The organism is Rheinheimera sp. KL1 (assembly GCF_001275035.1).
Taxonomy (GTDB): domain Bacteria; phylum Pseudomonadota; class Gammaproteobacteria; order Enterobacterales; family Alteromonadaceae; genus Pararheinheimera; species Pararheinheimera tangshanensis.
The window spans coordinates 1-20,610 of the sequence record NZ_LAMX01000003.1 but is presented as its reverse complement, the minus strand read 5'-3'; the positions used below and the strand labels follow the sequence as shown (position 1 = coordinate 20,610).

The 20,610-nt window shown below is 46.6% G+C and carries 18 protein-coding genes; 14 read left to right on the top strand and 4 right to left on the bottom strand.

All coding sequences use genetic code 11. The annotated features are described in order from the left end of the window. Positions 1–36 precede the first annotated feature (36 nt). From WH43_RS00810 to WH43_RS00780, 7 genes are all read left to right on the top strand, one after another. Entirely contained in the window at positions 37–1,206 is a 1,170-nt protein-coding gene (locus WH43_RS00810; RefSeq protein ID WP_053422768.1) for an isovaleryl-CoA dehydrogenase, read from the top strand. Positions 1,207–1,292: 86 nt separating this feature from the next. Beyond that, positions 1,293–2,900: a carboxyl transferase domain-containing protein gene (locus tag WH43_RS00805; RefSeq protein WP_053422767.1), complete on the top strand. Its 1,608-nt coding sequence runs from the start codon at positions 1,293–1,295 to the stop codon at positions 2,898–2,900. Positions 2,901–2,918: 18 nt separating this feature from the next. Further along, positions 2,919–3,668 carry an enoyl-CoA hydratase-related protein gene (locus WH43_RS00800; protein WP_286049373.1) on the top strand — a complete coding sequence of 250 codons (750 nt, stop codon included), beginning with the start codon at positions 2,919–2,921 and terminating at the stop codon, positions 3,666–3,668. A 61-nt stretch (positions 3,669–3,729) separates the two neighbouring features. Further along, a complete protein-coding gene (locus WH43_RS00795; protein WP_053422766.1) occupies positions 3,730–5,706 on the top strand; it encodes an acetyl-CoA carboxylase biotin carboxylase subunit in 1,977 nt (658 codons plus the stop codon). A gap of 21 nt (positions 5,707–5,727) precedes the next feature. Beyond that, positions 5,728–6,546, top strand: coding sequence for a hydroxymethylglutaryl-CoA lyase (locus WH43_RS00790; RefSeq protein WP_353504742.1), 819 nt, complete (start codon positions 5,728–5,730; stop codon positions 6,544–6,546). A 148-nt stretch (positions 6,547–6,694) separates the two neighbouring features. Further along, complete coding sequence (locus tag WH43_RS00785) at positions 6,695–7,396, top strand: CoA transferase subunit A (RefSeq protein ID WP_053422765.1); 702 nt, start codon at positions 6,695–6,697, stop codon at positions 7,394–7,396. Positions 7,397–7,408: 12 nt separating this feature from the next. Further along, positions 7,409–8,065, top strand: a complete 657-nt coding sequence (locus WH43_RS00780) for a CoA transferase subunit B (RefSeq protein WP_053422764.1) — start codon at positions 7,409–7,411, stop codon at positions 8,063–8,065. A 38-nt stretch (positions 8,066–8,103) separates the two neighbouring features. Here WH43_RS00780 and WH43_RS00775 read toward each other — a convergent pair whose 3' ends face one another. Both WH43_RS00775 and WH43_RS00770 read right to left on the bottom strand, forming a co-directional pair. Continuing rightward, positions 8,104–8,619, bottom strand: a complete 516-nt coding sequence (locus WH43_RS00775) for a hypothetical protein (RefSeq protein WP_053422763.1) — start codon at positions 8,617–8,619, stop codon at positions 8,104–8,106. A 102-nt stretch (positions 8,620–8,721) separates the two neighbouring features. Continuing rightward, positions 8,722–9,765 carry a GlxA family transcriptional regulator gene (locus tag WH43_RS00770; protein WP_053422762.1) on the bottom strand — a complete coding sequence of 348 codons (1,044 nt, stop codon included), beginning with the start codon at positions 9,763–9,765 and terminating at the stop codon, positions 8,722–8,724. A gap of 75 nt (positions 9,766–9,840) precedes the next feature. Here WH43_RS00770 and WH43_RS20160 point away from each other — a divergent pair, with 75 nt between their 5' ends. Continuing rightward, positions 9,841–10,011, top strand: a complete 171-nt coding sequence (locus WH43_RS20160; protein WP_185148669.1) for a hypothetical protein — start codon at positions 9,841–9,843, stop codon at positions 10,009–10,011. Positions 10,012–10,026: 15 nt separating this feature from the next. Here the strand turns inward: WH43_RS20160 and WH43_RS00765 are convergent, their stop codons facing one another. Continuing rightward, entirely contained in the window at positions 10,027–10,914 is an 888-nt protein-coding gene (locus WH43_RS00765) for an NAD(P)-dependent oxidoreductase (protein ID WP_053422761.1), read from the bottom strand. A gap of 101 nt (positions 10,915–11,015) precedes the next feature. On the opposite strand from WH43_RS00765, the gene WH43_RS00760 reads away from it, so the two are divergent. Both WH43_RS00760 and WH43_RS00755 read left to right on the top strand, forming a co-directional pair. Next, complete coding sequence (locus WH43_RS00760) at positions 11,016–11,501, top strand: glutathione peroxidase (protein ID WP_053422760.1); 486 nt, start codon at positions 11,016–11,018, stop codon at positions 11,499–11,501. Positions 11,502–11,589: 88 nt separating this feature from the next. Next, positions 11,590–12,573, top strand: coding sequence for a 2-hydroxyacid dehydrogenase (locus WH43_RS00755; protein WP_053422759.1), 984 nt, complete (start codon positions 11,590–11,592; stop codon positions 12,571–12,573). A gap of 34 nt (positions 12,574–12,607) precedes the next feature. On the opposite strand, the gene WH43_RS00750 is transcribed toward WH43_RS00755, so the two are convergent. After that, entirely contained in the window at positions 12,608–14,824 is a 2,217-nt protein-coding gene (locus WH43_RS00750) for a S9 family peptidase (protein WP_053422758.1), read from the bottom strand. Between the two features lie 292 nt (positions 14,825–15,116). Between WH43_RS00750 and WH43_RS00745 the strand changes: the two genes are divergently transcribed. From WH43_RS00745 to WH43_RS00735, 4 genes are all read left to right on the top strand, one after another. Continuing rightward, a complete protein-coding gene (locus WH43_RS00745; protein WP_286049372.1) occupies positions 15,117–17,177 on the top strand; it encodes a TonB-dependent receptor plug domain-containing protein in 2,061 nt (686 codons plus the stop codon). After that, a complete protein-coding gene (locus tag WH43_RS20155; RefSeq protein WP_286049371.1) occupies positions 17,174–17,707 on the top strand; it encodes a TonB-dependent receptor domain-containing protein in 534 nt (177 codons plus the stop codon). The genes WH43_RS00745 and WH43_RS20155 overlap by 4 nt, the downstream gene beginning before the upstream one ends. A gap of 107 nt (positions 17,708–17,814) precedes the next feature. Further along, entirely contained in the window at positions 17,815–18,699 is an 885-nt protein-coding gene (locus WH43_RS00740; protein WP_053422757.1) for an alpha/beta fold hydrolase, read from the top strand. An 82-nt stretch (positions 18,700–18,781) separates the two neighbouring features. Then, entirely contained in the window at positions 18,782–19,894 is a 1,113-nt protein-coding gene (locus WH43_RS00735; RefSeq protein ID WP_286049370.1) for an META domain-containing protein, read from the top strand. Positions 19,895–20,610 lie beyond the last annotated feature (716 nt).

Below are 20,610 nucleotides of genomic sequence, written 5' to 3'. Positions count from 1 at the left end.
CGACGTGATACGAAGGGCTAACGGGGATCAAGAGTCATGATAAGCACATACAAAACATTAAATTACGATCTGGGCGAAACCGTCGATATGATCCGTGAACAGGTCAACAGCTTTGCTCGTGATGAAATAGCACCACGCGCTGCACAAATCGACCATGACAATGAATTCCCGAATGACTTATGGCGTAAATTTGGCGACCTGGGTTTATTAGGCATCACGGTCGACGAAAAGTACGGTGGTTCAGGCTTAGGTTATCTGGAGCACGTGGTGGCGATGGAAGAAATCAGCCGCGCCTCGGCCTCTGTCGCTTTATCCTACGGTGCGCATTCCAACTTATGTGTGAACCAGATTGCCCGTAACGGCAACGAAGCGCAAAAACAAAAGTATCTGCCCAAGTTATGTTCTGGTGAACATATTGGCGCCCTGGCGATGTCTGAGCCTAACGCAGGTTCAGATGTAGTCTCAATGAAATTACGCGCTGATAAACAAGGTGACCGTTATATTTTAAACGGCAACAAGATGTGGATCACCAACGGCCCTGACGCCCATACCTATGTGATTTACGCCAAAACTGACATTAATGCCGGTTCTAAAGGCATGACAGCTTTTATTGTTGAACGTGGTTTTAAAGGCTTCAGTCAGGCACAAAAACTCGACAAGCTGGGTATGCGCGGCTCAAACACCTGTGAGCTGGTATTTGAAGACTGTGAAGTGCCGGAAGAAAACGTATTAGGCAACATAGGCACAGGCGCTCGCGTGTTGATGTCAGGTCTGGACTATGAGCGTGTGGTGTTATCCGGCGGTCCGCTTGGCATTATGCAAGCCTGTATGGATGTCGTAGTGCCTTATATCCACGACCGCAAACAGTTTGGCCAGTCTATTGGTGAATTTCAACTGGTGCAGGGCAAGTTAGCCGACATGTACACCAAAATGAATGCGGCCCGCGCTTATGTCTACACTGTAGCCAAAGCCTGTGACCGCGGTGAAACCACCCGTAAAGATGCTGCTGGCGCGATTTTATACAGCGCTGAGCTGGCCACTCAAATGGCATTGGACGCCATCCAGTTGTTAGGCGGTAATGGTTATATCAACGAATACCCTACAGGGCGTTTATTACGCGATGCCAAGCTGTACGAAATCGGTGCTGGCACCTCAGAAATTCGCCGCATGTTAATTGGCCGCGAGTTATTTAACGAATCGAACTAAGCGCGACCTTTAAAGAGTCATAACCAATAAAGTAAGCCGGACTCCTGTCCGGCTTTTCCTAGACCCTGTAGCCAAAGGTGGTGAACGTGGCCAGACTGAATAGCAAAATTAATCCACGCAGTGACGAATTTATCCAGAATGCAGAGGCGATGCAGCTCTTGGTGGATGATTTAGAGCAAAAAGTACAACAGATCAAATTAGGCGGCGGCGAAGCTTTAATTGCCCGTCATACGTCACGCGGTAAGCTGTTTGTGCGTGATCGCATTCAAAAACTGTTAGACCCGGGCTCTCCCTTTTTAGAAGTCGGTCAATTTGCTGGCTGGCAATGCTATGACGACTATGTGCCCGCTGCTGGTGTAGTTGCAGGTATAGGCCGTGTCAATGGTGTCGAGTGCATGATTGTGGCCAACGATGCTACGGTCAAAGGTGGTACTTATTATCCGCTTACCGTGAAAAAACACTTACGGGCTCAGGAAATTGCCGAAACCTGCAATCTGCCTTGTATTTATCTGGTCGACTCAGGTGGCGCTAACCTGCCCCGTCAGGACGACGTTTTCCCTGACAAACTGCACTTTGGGCGGATTTTCTTTAACCAGGCGCGTATGTCAGCCAAAGGTATTCCACAAATTGCGGTGGTGATGGGCCTCTGTACTGCAGGTGGTGCTTATGTGCCAGCTATGGCCGATGAAAGTATTATTGTTAAAGATCAGGGCACTATCTTTTTAGCAGGCCCGCCATTGGTCAAAGCAGCCACAGGCGAAGAAGTCACGGCCGAAGAGCTAGGTGGTGCTGATGTGCACTGCAAAATCTCTGGTGTGGCCGATCACTATGCACTGAACGATGAACATGCGCTGCAACTAGCGCGTAATGCTGTCAGCCGCTTAAATCATCAAAAACCAGTGCAAGGTGACGTGCGCCCTGTCGAAGCCCCACTTTATGATGCCAGCGAGCTGTACGGCATAGTCGGCACCGATCTGAAAAAACCTTTTGATGTACGTGAAGTGATAGCCCGACTTGTTGATGCCTCTGATTTTGATGAATTCAAACAGTTTTATGGCGCTACCTTAGTCTGTGGTTTTGCCCGAATTTTCGGCCAGCCTATTGGCATAGTAGCCAATAACGGCATTCTGTTTTCTGAGTCGGCGCAAAAAGGCGCGCACTTTATTGAGCTCTGTGCCCAGCGCAAAATTCCACTTTTATTTCTGCAAAACATCACCGGCTTTATGGTCGGTAAAAAATACGAAGCCGAAGGTATCGCTAAACACGGCGCCAAAATGGTGATGGCGGTGTCTTGTGCCAATGTGCCGAAATTTACCGTATTAATTGGTGGCTCTTATGGTGCCGGTAACTACGGCATGTGTGGCCGTGCTTACGACCCAACAATGATGTGGATGTGGCCCAATGCCCGTATTTCTGTGATGGGTGGTGAACAAGCTGCGGGTGTAATGGCCACTGTGACTAAAGACGCCTTAGCCCGTAAAGGCGAAAGCTTAACAGCCGAAGCTGAACAAGCCATACGTCAGCCTATTGTCGCCCAGTACGAACAACAAGGTCACCCCTACTACGCCAGTGCGCGTTTATGGGATGACGGCATTATTGACCCGGCACAAACCCGAATGGTGGTGGGTCTGGCGCTTACTGCCGCGCTGAATGCGCCTGTCGCCGAATCGAAATTTGGCGTGTTCCGGATGTAATGGCAAGGAGTAAACATAATGCAAAACTATAAAACTATTACTACCTCGTTAAACGCATCCGGTGTTGCGGAACTCGTGCTGAACCGCGCTGAAGTGCATAACGCCTTTGACGACAGCATGATTGGCGAATTAATTGACGCCTTAAAAAGCCTGGCCGCTAATCCAGCTGTACGGGTACTGTTGCTGAAATCTTTGGGTAAAAACTTCAGTGCAGGTGCCGATCTGAACTGGATGCGCTCTATGGCAGAGAAAAACTACCAGCAGAACTTAGAAGATGCAGGTCAGTTAGCAGAGCTGATGCGCCAACTGGATTGCTTCCCTGCCCCTACCATAGCTTTAGTGCAAGGTGCCGCTTTTGGTGGTGCTTTGGGTTTAGTCTCTTGCTGCGATATAGCTGTTGCCGAACAAGGTGCCAGCTTTTGTTTAAGCGAAGTAAAAATCGGTTTAATACCAGCGGTGATCAGCCCCTATGTGATGCGCGCTATTGGCGAACGTGCCAGTCGCCGTTATTTCTTAACGGCAGAACGTTTTGATGCACCTACTGCGCTGAATTTAGGTTTAGTGCATCAATTAGTAGACGCTGGTGGTCTTAGTAGCGCAGCAGAGCATTTTGTTGGCATTTTACTGAATAACAGCCCTGCAGCTTTGCGCTGTGCGAAAGAACTGATGGCCGCTGTGAATCATCAGCCTATTAATCAGCAACTGATAGACAGCACTTCAGCTCGTATTGCCGCCATTCGTGTCTCGGCTGAAGGTCAGGAAGCTTAACCGCCTTTTTACAAAAACGTACTCCGGCCTGGATCCGGTCAGAATAAGGAAAAACAGACTGATGTTTCGCAAAATTTTGATCGCCAACCGGGGCGAAATCGCCTGCCGAGTGATAGAAACTGCCCATAAACTAGGTATTCGTTGTGTCGCTGTCTATTCAGAAGCTGACGCCAATGCCCGTCATGTGCATATGGCCGACGAAGCTTTTTTATTGGGCCCTGCACCCAGTAAAGAATCTTATTTACGGGCAGACAAGATTTTAGAAATCGCCAAATTAAGTGGCGCCGAAGCTGTGCACCCAGGTTATGGTTTTTTATCTGAAAACGAAGGATTTGCCGAAGCTTGCGCCAAAGCTGGTGTGGTTTTTATTGGCCCACCAGTACCTGCCATTGCGGCTATGGGCAGTAAAAGCGCCGCCAAAGAGATTATGACTCAAGCAGGAGTACCTTTAGTACCGGGTTACCATGGTGACAATCAAGACCCTGTCTTTTTACAGCAACAAGCTGATCTGGTGGGCTACCCACTGTTACTAAAAGCCGCTTATGGCGGTGGTGGTAAAGGCATGCGTGTGGTCTGGAACAGTGGCGAATTTGCTGAAGCTTTGGCTGGCGCCAAACGTGAAGCCTTAAACGGCTTTGGCAATGACAAAGTGCTGATGGAACGCTACCTGACCAAACCTCGCCATGTTGAAATTCAGGTCTTTGCCGACAGTTTTGGTAATGCGGTGTATTTAGCTGAGCGCGACTGCTCTATTCAGCGCCGTCACCAGAAAGTGATTGAAGAAGCACCAGCACCAAATTTCAGCGCAGAGCAACGCAAAGCCATGGGTGAAGCGGCAGTCAAAGCAGCCAAAGCTATTGCGTATCAGGGCGCTGGTACTGTTGAATTCTTATTTGATGAAGACGGCTCTTTCTACTTTATGGAAATGAATACCCGTCTGCAGGTCGAACATCCAGTCACTGAAATGATCACAGGTCAGGACTTAGTCAAATGGCAGCTGTTGGTCGCCAGCGGTCAGCCTCTGCCTTTAACTCAGGATCAAATCACCATAGATGGTCATGCTATTGAAGTGCGGGTGTATGCTGAAGATCCGGATCATGATTTCCTGCCAGCCACAGGTAAACTGACTTATCTACGCCAGCCTGAAGCCAGTCGTTATGTGCGAGTGGATACAGGTGTGGTCGAAAACGACGAAGTCTCACCATTTTACGATCCTATGATTGCCAAACTCATTGTCTGGGATGAAAACCGTGATCGCGCCATAGCCCGTATGTTGCGAGCTTTAGATGATTACCGTATTGCTGGTGTAAAAAACAACCTGAATTTCTTAACCCGTTTAGTAGAGCAACCTGCTTTTGCCAAAGCGGAGCTGGATACGCATTTTATTGAACGACACAAAGAATCCTTGTTTGCACCAGGTCAGTCTGAAACCGAACAAGCCAGCTTATTGGCTGCCTTGTATCTGTTACTGAAAGAGCGTTCAGACAATGTGGATGATCAAAGCCCATGGGCTTTGTGTTCAGGCTGGCGTTTAAATGAAGTTCCAACTGTATCTTTCCCGCTGATTTATCAGAATGAACCCCGTCTGGTTAGCATCAGCTCTGAAGGTAAACAGCTTAGCTTAACGCAACAAGGCGTAACAACCTCAGCTACAGCCAGCTTACAAGGCGATGAACTGCAGGCCAATTTAAATGGCCATCAGGTGAAAGTGCGGGTCAGCCAGTATCAGGACATCGTATCGGTGTTTATCAAACATCAACGGTATGACTTTATTTACCAGACCCAAGTGCAAACGCAAGTCGATGACAGCGCAGCTGCAGGCAGCCTGACAGCCCCTATGAACGGCACTATTGTCGCTGTGATGGTGGAAAAAGGTGCGCAAGTCAATGCGGGCCAGACGCTCTTGGTGATGGAAGCGATGAAAATGGAATACAGCATCAAAGCGCCCAAAGATGGTGTGGTCAATCAGCTGTTTTATGCCGCTGGAGATCTGGTGAAAGACGGCGCTCAGCTGCTGGATTTTACAGCCGCTGACTAACAGGCCCATTTGGAGATTTTTATGTCACTGACATTAAACCCACAACACGCAGCTGGTTTGCCCAAAGCCGTGCGACTTGTTGAAGTAGGCCCACGCGATGGTCTGCAAAATGAAAAAGCCGTGTCGCTGGAGGCCAAAGTCGAGTTGGTCAACCGTTTAGCAGAAACTGGCTTGCGCACCATTGAAACCGGCGCTTTTGTCTCGCCAAAGTGGGTGCCACAAATGGCCGACTCAGCAGCTGTATTTGCACAAATCAGCCGTACAGCAGGTATTCAGTACACAGCTTTGACCCCTAATCTGCAAGGTTATGAAGCAGCCAAAGCTGCGGGAGCTACTGAAGTTGCGGTATTTGGCGCTGCTTCAGAGGCTTTTACCCAAAAAAATATCAACTGCAGCATAGCGGAAAGCCTTCAGCGTTTTGCCCCTGTGATGGCGCAAGCCAAACTGGATGGAATTCAAGTACGGGGTTATGTCTCTTGTGTGGTCGGCTGCCCTTATCAGGGGGAAGTTGCGCCAGCGGAAGTAGCACGGGTTGCTAAAGCTCTGCTGGATATGGGCTGCTACGAAATTTCGTTAGGCGACACCATAGGCGTTGGCACACCAGCTAAAGTCAATGCCATGCTGGACGCGGTGCTTGAAGTTGTACCAGTGGCCCAACTGGCTGTGCATTTTCACGATACCTATGGCCAAGCGTTAAGTAATATTTACGCGGCGCTACAACGTGGTATAGCTGTGGTGGACAGCTCAGTCGCAGGTTTAGGCGGCTGTCCATACGCTGCCGGTGCGTCAGGCAATGTTGCCACTGAAGAAGTAGTGTATTTGCTAAACGCCTTGGCATAACGACTGGTGTTGATTTACAACGGCTGGCCCCTATTGGCTGGTTTATCAGCGAACAGCTGGGGAAAGCTCCTAGTTCTAAAGTAGGATTGGCGCTTAAGGCCAAATGCCAGCAGAATTAATGATTGATAGCATCTTTTAAGGATACAAAATGGCAGGGTTTAATAAAGTTGTGACCAGCTACGAAGAAGCGCTGGCAGGCCTGACCGATGGCATGACAGTGATAGCCGGTGGTTTTGGTTTATGTGGTATTCCTGAAGGTCTGATAGCTCAGATCAAAAAGATGGGCACCCGGGATTTAACAGTGGTTTCAAACAACTGTGGTGTCGATGGTTTTGGTTTAGGTGTTTTATTAGAAGATCGCCAAATCAAAAAAATGGTCGCTTCTTATGTTGGCGAAAACGCCTTGTTTGAAAAGCAGCTGTTATCAGGTGAACTTGAAGTAGTACTGACCCCCCAAGGCACGCTGGCTGAAAAAATCCGCGCTGGTGGTGCTGGCATTCCGGCCTTTTTTACTGCGACTGGTTACGGTACTCCTGTGGCTGATGGCAAAGAAACCCGTGAAATTAATGGCCGCCATTATGTGCTGGAAGAAGCCATTACCGGTGACTTTGCCATAGTGCGCGCCTGGAAAGCAGACCGTTACGGCAATCTGGTGTTCCGTCATACCTCCATGAACTTCAACCCTATGGCGGCCACTGCTGGTAAAATTACTGTGGCTGAAGTGGAAGAGATAGTTGAGCCTGGTGAACTGGAACCAAGCCAAATTCACACCCCAGGTATTTATGTGCAACGTGTGATCAAAGCCAGCTTTGAAAAACGCATTGAACGTCGTACGGTCCGTCAGGCTTAAGGAGCACAGCAAATGGCATTATCACGTGAACAAGTCGCTATGCGGGTGGCTCAGGAATTACAGGACGGCTATTACGTCAATTTAGGTATAGGTATCCCCACCTTAGTGGCCAACTATGTGCCTGCAGGTATTGAAGTGATGCTGCAATCGGAAAACGGTTTATTAGGTATGGGCCCCTACCCAACCGAAGCAGAACTGGATGCCGATATGATCAACGCAGGTAAAGAAACAGTCACCGCCATTAAAGGCGCGGCGATATTCAGCTCAGCTGAAAGTTTTGCCATGATCCGTGGCGGCCATGTCGATTTAACCGTCCTCGGCGCTTTTGAAGTGGATCAAAACGGCAATATCGCCAGTTGGATGATCCCGGGCAAACTGGTCAAAGGCATGGGCGGCGCTATGGATTTAGTAGCTGGTGCACAAAATATCATTGTCACTATGACGCATGCTGACAAATACGGCAGCTCCAAGTTACTGGAGAGCTGTACTTTGCCTTTGACAGGCGTGAACTGTGTGAAAAAGATAGTGACAGATTTAGCAGTGCTGGAAGTTCGGGACGGCGCTTTCCATTTACTGGAACGTGCGCCTGGCATCAGCGTAGAAGAAATTCAGCAAAAGACTGCGGGTAAGTTAGTGATCTCTGGTGATATTCCGGAAATGCAGTTCTGATGTAAAACATGAAAGGGTCAGAGCCAAAGCTTCTGACCCTACCGAAACGCCTTAGCCTGCATACCAGCCCCAGCATTATCTCTGTTAATATCACCGCTAATTAAGGCTATCGCATTTTTAGTGCTGACTACTGTCACTTTGTCTATATCGCCAATGAGCATTACAAAAGCAGTTTGCTGGTTGGCCAGCCTGTACCAGCCTACTTTGTAGTTAGGCAGATTGATTGCGTTGACAGCAACTACAGGTTTGAATTCTCCCAATTCATCACAAAATACCACTGACACTTTACTTTGCGCTGAGTGAATATCATCAATTTTCGTCTGGTATAAACCCGCTTTTAGTTCCAGCGAGTTCTCAGTCATTAACAAAGTGTTATCACTAAACTTCAGACTGAGCAGTAAGAAACACAAACTGCAAAAGCTGAATAGCCACAAGGATTGTCTTAACCAAAGAGGTTTAAAATACACTAGCGCCCATAAAATAAGCGCCGGAAGCACTAGGCAGACAATAAAAAGCAGTGCATAAAGATGCCAGCCGATCTCAGATAAATACATTTATTTTACTTTCATCAATGAATTGGCCACATGATAATAGCACAAAACAAACTTTTCCTGATTCATTTGTTAAATTTTGTTAACTAAGAGTGCCGTCATTGATTATGCTGCGGACTCCCGCTCCCGGCCACTGACTGGGCAGCAGTTAATTTGTGGCTCAAACATAAACTTTTGCCGATAGGCTTTGGGCGTCAGACTGGTGTAATGCACAAACAACTTACGAAAAGACGAAATGTCCTCATAGCCTACCTGCTGCATAATATCTTCCGCTGTCCACAAGGTATTCTCCAGCAACGACTTCGCTCTCTCAATACGCAAACGTTGCAAATAGGCCATAGGCGTTTCATCCAGATGTTGCTTAAAACGCCGGATCAAAGTGCGGGGGGTCATTGCAAAGGTTTCTGCTAATTGCTCCAGGCTAACAGGCTCCGCTAAATGAGCCTGCAAGTACTGCTGAATCTCGGCGAGCTTGGCATCTTTGTGTTGCGGCGCCAGCTGCAAAGACAGATAAGGCAGCTGTGAGGTTCGGTTTGGGTCAGTCAGCATAATTTTTGCCATTTGCTGAGCAAAAGCCGTATCCATACACATCTCAACAAACCGCAGGCACAAATTCAGGTAAGAAGTGGTAGCACCGCCCGTTAAAATGGTTTGCTGCTGCACTACCAGCTGCTGTAAATCCAGTTTGACCAGCGGAAACATCTGGCGGAAATAATCTTTAAAAAACCAGACCGAAGTCGCCTGCAGGCCATTTAACAAGCCCGTTCCGGCCAGAGCAAAAGTGCCATTACAAAAAGCGCCCAGCCACTTGCCCTGTTGCAGCATCTGCTGTAACTCTGTCTTGTAAGGCAGCAATTCCTGACTGACTCGCTGCAGGTCTTTTGAATTATAGGCGTAAAAGCCGGGGATCAACAGAATATCAATCTGATTAAAATCAACAGCTTCAACCTGCAGTGTAAAAGGCCCTTGCTGTAGCTGAGGATGAGGCCCCATCAATACAGTTTCAAATAACAGCTGATCACTTTGCTGGATCAGTTGCCAGTATTTATTGCAGTAGGTAAAAAAATCCATCACCCCTGTCACACTGCTCATCACTACGTCGTGATCGACCCAAATACCGATGCGTTTCATATTGTCACTTTCAGCCACAATTGCGTCATTAGTGACACTTTAGACCGCTTTCATACCGGAGTAAAGTACCAGCATCAAAAACAGGAGGTGGTTATGTTTCAACTGTCAAAACGCACTACAGTATGGGCTTTATTGGCTCTGGTCTGGGCTATGGTGGTGGGACTGGCGCTGCAGATAAGCCCGGATCCTATGCTGCATCTGGTGCACATTCCGCTGTTACTGGTACTGACTTTAGGTTTAGCCAGTACCAGTCTGGATGACTAGAAACGTGGAAGAAAGCTAAACTTTACGCTGCAATACAGTCAGCAAACTGGACGTATCCCAACGCCCACCACCCATGGCCTGCACTTGGGCATAAAACTGGTCGACTAAAGCAGTCAGTGGCAAAGTGGCACCGTTGTGGCGGGCTTCGTTTAGCGTAATAGCTAAGTCTTTGCGCATCCAGTCGACCGCAAAGCCAAAATCGTATTTGCCTTGCAGCATAGTGGAACCTCGGTTTTCCATTTGCCAGGATTGAGCTGCACCTTTGCTGATGGTATCCAATACGGCCTGACCATCCAGTCCGGCCTGTTGGGCAAAATGCATAGCTTCAGCCAAGCCTTGTACTACGCCGGCAATACAAATTTGATTGACCATTTTCGCCAGTTGTCCTGAACCTGCAGGCCCCAATAAACGAGCGCTGCGGGCGTATTTCATCAATGTGGCTTCCGCTTTGGCAAAATCAGCAGCCTCTCCACCCAGCATAATGGTTAATAAGCCATTCTGAGCGCCCGCTTGTCCGCCTGAGACTGGTGCATCTAAGAAGCCTATACCTTTCTCTTTACAAGCTAATGCCAGTTCACGGGCTAAATCAGCGGAGGCTGTGGTGTGGTCTATCAGTAAAGAGCCTGGGCGCATCGCAGCTAAAACGCCCTGCTCACCATAGACCACAGAACGTACATCGTCGTCATTGCCTACACATAACATCACCAGATCAACTCCAGCAGCTGCCTCTGCTGGAGTTGATGCACAGGTCCCGCCATACTGCTGCACCCAATCCTGCGCTTTCTGCTGAGTTCTGTTGTAGACACAGACCTGCTCTCCTTTGTGCTGTAAATGGCCAGCCATAGGAAAACCCATAACACCTAAGCCAACAAAGGCAACTTTTTGTTGTGATAATTTTGACATAATTTTGACTTATTTCTGTGACAGACTTGAATACCAAGAAGCTTACTAGAATCAGGGCCTCTGACGCAAAAGCATCAGACGAGTTGCACAAAAGGACAGTTATGCCAAAGGTTCATCATTTTAAAGTGAAGGATAGTCAGGATCAGGTTGTGGATTTAGCCCAATACAGGGATAAAGTGGTGCTGATCGTGAATACCGCCAGCCAATGTGGTTTTACCTCACAGTATCAAGAGTTGGAAGCTTTGTACCAGCAATACAAAGATCAGGGATTTGTAGTACTAGCCTTTCCATGCAATCAGTTTGGGGCACAGGAACCAGGTTCCAATGCTGAGATACAACAATTCTGCCAACTCAATTACGGAGTCAGCTTTCCGGTTTTTGGCAAGGTGCAGGTCAATGGCCTGGACTCGGAACCTTTGTTTGAATATTTAAAAGATCAGGCTCGTGGCTTGATGAAAACCCGCGCTATTAAATGGAACTTCACTAAGTTTTTAGTCAATCGCCAAGGGGATGTGGTGAAACGTTATGCACCACGAACCAAACCATCCAGCCTGCATCAGTCTATTGAGGAAGTGCTTGCCAGCTAGACGAGCAACTGGAACTTGATTAAAAACAACAAAGCTGACGGCTTTTTGCGTTACTCTGAGTGTCAGAGCCACAGCAAGGAGCCCCACAATGAAAATTGCAGTTTTTAGCGCGCAAAAATACGATCAGGAAAGTTTTAGACAATGGGCTGATCCCAGCCTTGAGTTTAGTTTTTTTGATGTGCCTCTGAATCAACACAACGCAGGATTAACCAAGGGGTATCAGGCGGTCTGTGTATTTGTGAATGATGATTTATCAAAATCTGTGTTAGAAGAGCTTAAAGCTATGGGTGTGGGCATGATTGCCTTGCGCTGCGCAGGCTTTAATAATGTTGATTTAGCCGCAGCCGAGGAGTTAGGGCTACGAGTAGCCCGAGTACCGGCCTACTCACCTGAAGCTGTCGCTGAACATACAGTCGCGATGATCCTCTGCTTAAACCGCAAATTACACAAAGCCTACAACAGAGTGCGGGACGATAATTTTGCGCTGGATGGCTTGCTGGGATTTAACCTGCATGGCAAAACTGCAGGTCTGATTGGTACTGGTCGTATAGGGGTAGCGACAGCCAAAATTTTACTTGGTTTTGGTATGCAGCTGCTCTGTTACGACATCAAAATAGATGATGAGCTGGTAAAAGCCGGTGTGCGGTATTTGCCTTTGGACGATCTCTGGGCCCAGTCCGATATAATCAGCCTGCACTGCCCTCTGACTCCTCAAACCCAACACCTGATTAACGACCACAGCCTTGCACAAATGAAAGATGGTGTGATGTTAATCAACACCAGCAGAGGTGGCCTGATTGACACCAAAGCGGTAATCAAAGCACTGAAGAGTCGTAAGATTGGTTATTTAGGCCTGGATGTGTACGAGCAGGAAGCCGATCTGTTTTTTCAGGATTTATCAGGGCAGCTGATAGACGATGAAGTCTTTAAACGTCTGCTGACTTTCCCTAATGTATTAATCACCGGACATCAGGCATTTTTCACCCAGGAAGCGTTACAACAAATTTGTCAGGTCACCAGCGAGAATCTACTGGCGTTTAAAACCAACAAATTAAGCGGCAATGAGCTTTGATGATAAGGGCGGGTTTATGCCCGCCCCTTCCACATTATTGTTTTAATTGGCGTTCAAAAAACGCCGTAATGGTTTTATGTAAATGGGTTTGCACTGGCTGACCAAACATCGAGTGTTTACTGCCAGGATAATCCATGCTGTCGAATAATTTCCCTTGTTTTTGCAGCTCAGAATATAGCTTGGTGCTATGAGTAAAGAGCACGTTGTCATCTGCCATGCCATGATAAATCAGCAGGTTGCCCTGATAATCTTTCACGTAAGGGAAAACCGAGCTCTGCTCATAACCCGCTTTATTGCTTGCAGGGTGGCCTAAATAACGTTCTGTGTAATGGGTGTCATACAAAGCCCAATCGGTCACCGGAGCGCCTGCGACACCGGCTTTAAAATAATCACCAGCCTTAAACATCGCCATAATGCTCATATAGCCACCGTAACTATGCCCATAAATACCGATACGCCCCGCATCGACATAAGGCAGGCTGCGCAGATACTCCACGCCGGTAATTTGGTCTTCTAGTTCAACCACAGCCAGCTTTTTGTAGATTGGATCTTCAAAGGCTTTACCACGGTTTTCCGAACCTCTGTTATCCAGTTGGAATACGATATAGCCGTTTTGTGCCAGGTATTGAAAATACAGGTCTTTCGCGCTCCAGCTATTAGTAACACGCTGTGCACCTGGTCCACCGTATACACCGACGATAACAGGATATTTTTTGCCCTTTTCAAGCTCTGCGGGTTCAAAGGCACGATAATGCAAGGTTTGGCCATCTTTGGCTTTTAACGTGCCAAAACGTGGTTTTACCAGTTTATCTTTGTACTGCGCTAATGGATGCGAGCCAGACACCTCATTCGACTCCAGTACCGTCAGCACTTTGCCATCGACTGCCTTCAGTTCTACTTTAGTTGGCTGTAACACACTGGAATAGCTATCGATAAAGCTCTGGCCGGTTTCAGCCATGACCACAGCATGAGAAAACTCAGCCTGAGTCAGTCTCTTACTTTCACCACCTTTTACGTCTACCGAATACAGATGACTTTCCAGCGGCGTATCTTTGCGGCCAGAGAAATAAATGATGCCCTGCTCTTCGTTAATGGCTTCTATCTTATTTACTATCCAATCGCCTTTGGTCAGTTGACGAACCAAAGTGCCATCAAGTTTGTAAAGATACAGATGTTTGTAACCGTCCCGCTCAGATGCCCAGACAAAATGCTGCTTATCTTTTAAGAAGTGCAAATCGTCATTTAAATTTAACCAGGTAGGACTTTGCTCTTTCAACAGCACTTTGGTTGTGCCTGATGGTAATTCGACAGCACGTAATTCCAGATGCTGCTGATCACGACTTTGCCACTGATAAGTCAGTAAAGACGCGGATTTACTCCAGTTAACCCGTGCCAGGTAAATATCCTGTTCTTTACCTAAGTCCAGCCATTGCACCGCAGGTTGTTGTACTGCAACCACACCCAGCTTCACTTTTACGTTGGCGGTGCCGGTAAATGGGTAACGCTGATTAAAGAGTTTAATTTCATCCGCATAAATTTCATTACGCACAGCTTCGGCCACAGGCGATTCATCAATCTGGCTAAAAGCAATTTTGCTATCGTCAGGCGCCCACCAGTATCCAGTCATTCTGCCCATTTCTTCCTGGGCAACAAATTCAGCCATACCATTTTTAATCAGACCCTGACCATCTTGGGTCAACTGAGTTTCTTTGCCAGATTTTAGATCCAACACAAAAATATTTTGTTCCCGAATAAAAGATACGTACTGACCTTTGGGCGATATTTGTGCATCGGTTTCGAACGCTTCGGTGTTGGTTAACTTGCGTGCTTTCTGGCTGGATAAGTCGTAATAATACAAATCACCGTTCAGTGGAAACAGTAAAGCTTTACCATCTTTTGACCAGTTATAGCTGACAATTCCACTGGCAAATAAGCGTAACCGCTCTCGTCTGGCTTTTTCTTCATCAGAGAGCAACTCAGGGCCGCTAAATAATTGATTTGAATCAACTAAAATGCTGTGTTTGTCTGTTTTGATCTGGTACTGCCACAGATCTAATCTATTGGCATCTGTGTCTTTGCCTTTGAGGTAAGTCACACGGCTGCCGTCGGGAGAAAAGCTTAAAGAACGTGGCGCTGTGCCGCTTAATGCAGGTTCTGCAAACAGACGTTCCAGAGGTAAATTAACGTTTGCCTGAGCTGTTGCAGAGAGTAATACAGTTGTCAGGCTTACCGGAGTCAGAATTTTTTTCACAACTAGAAATCCTTGAGTAAATGAACCCAGCTATCTGAATCGACTTTGATTAAAACAGCAAGTCGGATCAGACATTTTTCAGTTATTTAGGCCCAATTTTTTAGTCACACTTCTGTAAAAAATCAGTCCAAGGCTACGTAAAGCACCAGGATGGTGCGATGATTCACCAAAAAGGAGCGATCAGTTCACAGAAAATCACGATAGACAAAGCTGAACTTTTCAAATATGGTCATATTAGAGCTCGTAGATAAAAATGAGCCAAAACAAAAATCCAGATGAGAAGGCAACATCCATGAAGAAAGAATCAATCCACTACCATCCCGTTGCTGCCGCTATAAAAGTCGCTTTATGCGGCAGTTTATTGATCAGCACCTCTTTGTTAGCACAAGAAACCACTGATGCAGTAGCAGAAAAGAAAGCTGAAGATGCAGCTGTCGAGAAAATTGTTGTGATAGGTGCCCGTGGAGCGCCGCGCTCTGTAGGCGACTCTGCAGTGCCTGTGGACGTTATAGGTGGCGAAGAGTTCTCAAAAACCGGCACCAGCGATATGGTCAGCTTAATGACAGCTGCAGTACCTTCATTTAACGTAAGTGCTCAGCCCATTAACGATGCTTCAACCTTAATCCGCCCGGCAAACTTACGCGGATTGCCACCAGACAGCACCCTGGTATTAGTCAATGGAAAAAGACGTCACCGTGCTGCTGTCATCACCTTTTTAGGTAGCGGTATTTCGGATGGTTCTCAGGGCCCGGATATTTCAGTGATTCCATCCATTGCACTAAAACAAGTTGAAATATTACGGGATGGCGCGGCAGCACAATACGGTTCTGATGCTATAGCTGGTGTGATTAACTTTCGCTTAAAAGATGCTGCAGAAGGTGGATCTTTTGAAGTAAAAAGCGGCCAATTTTATGAAGGCGACGGCGATTTGCGCCAGGTGTCAGGCAACATAGGTTTGCCATTTACCGACAACGGTTTTGCCAATATCAGTGGTGAGTTTAAACAGGCCGATCCAACCAGTCGCTCTGTGCAGCGTGATGATGCAGCAGCTTCAGCGGCTGCAGGTAATCCATTTATCGAAAATCCTGCTCAAGTCTGGGGTTCACCTGAATTTAAACGTGATGCGAAATTATTTGCCAATCTAGGCTTGGAAGTAGCGAAAGACCGAGAGTTTTATTTATTCACTAACTGGGCAGAACGTGACGTAGAAGGTGGCTTTTATTATCGTCACCCAACCACTCGCAGTGGTGTCTACTCCAATGACGAGGGTAAAAATCTACTGATTGGTAACCTGGATGAAAGCTTAGGTGCTTGTCCAAGTGTTGCAGCTCAAAACCCTGATGGCTCAATTCGTAACCATGGAGCTATACAAGGGGACGTCGATGCGCTTCCTGCTCACTGCTTCACCTATTACGGTATGTTACCTGGCGGTTTTACACCTAAGTTTGGTGGTGTTATTACTGATACGGCCATAGCTTCAGGTGTGAAGGGTGAACTAGACTCCGGCTGGGCTTTTGATGCCAGTATGTCTGTAGGCCGCAGTGAAGTGGAGTTTTATATTAAAAACACACTGAACGCGTCCTTAGGCCCTGATACCCCAAGAGCTTTTAGTCCGGGTAAATATGTACAGCTGGAAAAAGCGGCTAACTTAGATTTTAACAAGCCATTTGAACTTGATTCGCTGCCATACCCATTAAATGTCGCAGGTGGTGTGGAATATCGTGATGAAACCTTTGAAATTTATGCCGGTGATGCAGCCTCTTTTGAAGTGGGTCCTTTGGCTTCACAAGGTTTTGGTATAGGTTCAAACGGTTTCCCAGGTTTTAAACCAGAAGATGCGGGTTCATTCAATCGATACAGTTACGCTGCTTATACAGAGTTAGGTGCAGAATTCAGTGACAGTTTCCGTATGGATTTTGCGCTGCGTTTTGAGGACTTTGAAGACTTTGGTGATACCACCAACGGCAAAGTGACCGCACGTTACCAGGCTACAGATGAAATTGCTTTCCGTTCTGCAGTCAGTACGGGGTTCCGGGCACCTACAGTAGGTCAAAGTAACGTACGTAATGTGACTACATCATTCAGCCCTGCAGGTCTGGTTGATACAGCCACTTTACCGCCAACTCACCCTATTTCAATCCAAAAAGGTGGTAAACCGTTAACTCCGGAAGAGTCGAAAAACTTCTCCATCGGTACAGTACTTGAAGTGAACGATTGGTATGTGACTTTGGATTATTTCCATATCAAAGTAGAAGATCGTATCAGTCAGACTTCTTCTCTGGATTTAACTGCCGAAGACATTGAAGCGCTATTAGCTTTGGGTGTCAAAGATGCCAGCAGCTTACTGGCGTGAAGTACTTCACTAACGATTTTGATACCACAACTCAAGGTTTGGACTTAGTTGCTAACTATAGTTTTGATCTGTGGAATGGCCGCACTGGTTTAGCTTTTGCGTATAACTGGACAGATACAGCAGTAGACAGCTACTCAAGCAATATCAGCGAAGCTAAAGTAGAGCAATTAGAACGTGGTTTACCTAAAGTTCGTGGCAGCTTCACCGTCAATCAAAATTATGGTGATTGGAAAGGTTATGTCCGTATCAATCACTTCGGCTCTTTCTATGAAGACCATTTAGACAGTGGTGTATTGACAGCTGCGGACGGTGGTTTACCTATTGAAGTGGGTTCAGCAATCACCACTGACGTAGAGATCAGCTACAGTATTAACGACAGTTATGAAATCAGCGTAGGCGCTCAAAATCTGTTTGACGAATACCCTGACGAACACGAATGGCAAGGCGTTGCTGGCTCAAAATACCCGACTACGGCTGTTATGGGAATCAACGGCGGTTTCTACTACGTGCGTTTAAACTATAACTTCTGATAGACGTAAATAAACTCAAAAGCCCGGACTAAAGCCGGGCTTTTGTATTTGCAGATCTGGTATGACCATGGCAAAGTACGTTCAGGTTTGCCCAATAAAGATAAATGATGGATTTAATCCCCTGGAGTTACTCGACTCGGCACGGTTTTACCTTACGTGGATTTTATACCCCGCCAAGCGGCAAAGCAGTACTGCATATTTTGCACGGCAATGGCTATTGCAGCCGAATGTACCAACCTTTTTTAGCTCAATTACTTCCCCACTTTGATTTGTTTTTATCGGATGCTCAAGGACATGGGGACAGCGACCATGGTGGCGTTTTTGTCGGCTGGAATCAAAGTGCAGATTTGGCTTTAGAGGCTTGGCTTGCTCACAGACACTTATTTGCTGATGTCGCTTGTTATGGGCTAGGCCATAGTTTTGGTGGTGTATTGACAGCCCTTATCAATAGCAAACCAAACAGTCCATTCGATGCGGTAGTTCTACTTGACCCAGTGTTGTTTACACCCGGCATGCTGGCGCTGATGCGCACCCTCGATTGGTTTGGTTTATACCAAAAGAATCCACTGGCTAAAAAAGCATTAAATCGCCGTCAACATTGGCCAGACAGAAATTCGGCTTACAGTTATCTGCATCAAAGGGGAATGTTCAAAAACTGGCAGGATGAGGCCTTAGCAAGCTACATCGACCACGCGTTACATCACACTCAACAAGGTTTGACGTTGAAATGCAAAGCGGAGCGCGAAGCCGAAATATTTGCATCTTACCCAGCGCAGTTGTGGAGACAACTCCGGCAGTCCTGCGGCCCAACGCTTCTTATCCATGGCCACGATACCTACCCTTTTGTCAGCAAATCAGCTAACAAATGGCACAAGATAAATCATGCTATCCAATTGCATCAGGTGAAAGGTGGGCATTGTTTTATGCAGGAAAATCCAAAGGATAGCGCATCTATCGTTTTCAACTTTCTACGACAGCAAGCTAAAGAATAAAATATGACAATTTTTAATCAGTAATACCATTCGACTGTCTGCTTAGTTGCTTTATAATGGCGCCAATTTTCTTGGGATCCAGATGAATATGAAGCAAAGTTTTATTTTAAGCGCTTTAGTCCTGGCTTTGGCTGGTTGTAGCCAGTTACCAGAGCAAGCGCCAGCCCCAATCAGTGAAGTCAGTGAGCCTGTTGTAGCTGCTGAGCCTGAACTCGTTGAAAATGAAGTATTAAATGATCATATAGCACAAGCTCAGGCTACTGATTTTGGTCATATTTTTATTGATCGTGATATGAGTTTTATAGGCACCTTGCCCTGTGAAGGTTGTCCTGGCGTAAAGTACCATGTGAATTTATTTCAGGATGGTAAGTTTGAAGCTCGTCAGGAGTTTATTGATCGCCATGAAGTGAACCTGGTTAAAGGTACCTGGTTGTTGGAAGGTCGGGTTATTCACTTGATGTCTCAGCAAACTAAAATTCCTTCATTTCAATTTGTCAGTAATAACAAAGTAGTGCTGTTGGATGAAGCTGGTAAACCTGTCATTTCCAGAGATAACTATGAATTAGTACGCTCCAACAACTTTGTGAAATTGGATACCAGCATGCAAATGTTAGGTATGTATCAGGTTATTGATAATAATGCAGTTTTTACCTCTTGTACTAGCGGCGAGAAATCAACCATAGCCATGACTCAGCATCATATTCCTATGCTGCGTAGTTATCAGACAGACAAAAACCTAAATGGCAAACCAGTGATTGCCACTATGATTGCGCGTCAAAGTCAAAAAGAAGACAAGATGCTGTTTGTTGAAAAATTTGAACAGTTTTGGCCTGGCGCTACCTGTCCGAACACACTGAATATAGCCAAAGTACAAGGTATTGTCTGGCGGGTAGAACGTGTGAAGTTTATTCAGGTACCACAACAATATAACTTACGTATGCTGTTTAACGATAATGCAAAGTTGTATGGATTTTCTGGTTGCAACGTATTTAACGCCAGTTACAGCCAAAGTTCTAACTTGTTGAAAGTGAATCCTTTAGTGAGCACTAAAAAGTACTGTGCTCAGAGTAACTACTACGAATCAAACTTTACTCAGCACTTACAAATGGCTGATCGCATTGAATTAAATGGCGATAAGCTGCAGTTATTCCATAACAATGAAGTGGTTGTGGAGATGAAACCTGCGTTAAATTAATCCCTCCGAGTACCTTTGTGGTGTCATGTGATATCACAAAGGTTCTATTTTTATCGCCTTGTCTTCTGTTACAGCCTTTATCGCCAGCTGGTTTTTGTCCGTATCCCATCGTATTGCCAACTCACAATGATCCTGTTGTAGCCAGAATAGGCTGTTAATCAACCATCTCCGTTGTCTCCATTACCCTCTCCTGTAGTGCAGGCCTGCTCTTGCGCTTAAGGTTAAACTTGGATTACCTCCGAGTATGGCGTTTAGTAACCTACTTAAAGCGATAAATACGTTATTGCTGTAGTTGCGTAACTTGCCTGACATCTGTTGGCCTTGAAATTGTATATCTGTTTGAATTGGAATACTTTTGCATGAAAGTGCGTAAGGTGCAATTGTCAAAGGTATTGCGGTGATGGGTAATAGTTGGTTAGTTTAAAAGCATTTCTGCTCTGAATTCGGGCGGTGAGGTGGCAGCGGGGCCACTTGTCCGCCTGGCGGTGAACTTGCAGTGCTCACCCCATCCTTGGGTTCGTCCCTGCGGGACCCGCCGTTGGCGGTCCAAAAACGTTCCAGACGTTTTTGTCGCATGGGGGATGCCCTGCTCGAATGGCTCACCACCGATTTCGAAGTAAATAAAAAAGCCCCTCGCTTGCGCGAAGGGCTTTTCCATTTAATTGGGAGCCTGGCGGTGAACTACTCTCGCATGGCATCTGCCACACTACCATCGT

Excerpts from the sequence above, each read along its gene's own strand:
- WH43_RS00810 (WP_053422768.1), top strand. The coding sequence starts at position 37 with ATGATAAGCACATACAAAACATTAAATTACGATCTGGGCGAAACCGTC.
- WH43_RS00800 (WP_286049373.1), top strand. The coding sequence starts at position 2,919 with ATGCAAAACTATAAAACTATTACTACCTCGTTAAACGCATCCGGTGTT.
- WH43_RS00795 (WP_053422766.1), top strand. The coding sequence starts at position 3,730 with ATGTTTCGCAAAATTTTGATCGCCAACCGGGGCGAAATCGCCTGCCGA.
- WH43_RS00790 (WP_353504742.1), top strand. The coding sequence starts at position 5,728 with ATGTCACTGACATTAAACCCACAACACGCAGCTGGTTTGCCCAAAGCC.
- WH43_RS00785 (WP_053422765.1), top strand. The coding sequence starts at position 6,695 with ATGGCAGGGTTTAATAAAGTTGTGACCAGCTACGAAGAAGCGCTGGCA.
- WH43_RS00780 (WP_053422764.1), top strand. The coding sequence starts at position 7,409 with ATGGCATTATCACGTGAACAAGTCGCTATGCGGGTGGCTCAGGAATTA.
- WH43_RS00775 (WP_053422763.1), bottom strand. The coding sequence starts at position 8,619 with ATGTATTTATCTGAGATCGGCTGGCATCTTTATGCACTGCTTTTTATT.
- WH43_RS20160 (WP_185148669.1), top strand. The coding sequence starts at position 9,841 with ATGTTTCAACTGTCAAAACGCACTACAGTATGGGCTTTATTGGCTCTG.
- WH43_RS00765 (WP_053422761.1), bottom strand. The coding sequence starts at position 10,914 with ATGTCAAAATTATCACAACAAAAAGTTGCCTTTGTTGGCTTAGGTGTT.
- WH43_RS00760 (WP_053422760.1), top strand. The coding sequence starts at position 11,016 with ATGCCAAAGGTTCATCATTTTAAAGTGAAGGATAGTCAGGATCAGGTT.
- WH43_RS00755 (WP_053422759.1), top strand. The coding sequence starts at position 11,590 with ATGAAAATTGCAGTTTTTAGCGCGCAAAAATACGATCAGGAAAGTTTT.
- WH43_RS00745 (WP_286049372.1), top strand. The coding sequence starts at position 15,117 with ATGAAGAAAGAATCAATCCACTACCATCCCGTTGCTGCCGCTATAAAA.
- WH43_RS00740 (WP_053422757.1), top strand. The coding sequence starts at position 17,815 with ATGGATTTAATCCCCTGGAGTTACTCGACTCGGCACGGTTTTACCTTA.
- WH43_RS00735 (WP_286049370.1), top strand. The coding sequence starts at position 18,782 with ATGAATATGAAGCAAAGTTTTATTTTAAGCGCTTTAGTCCTGGCTTTG.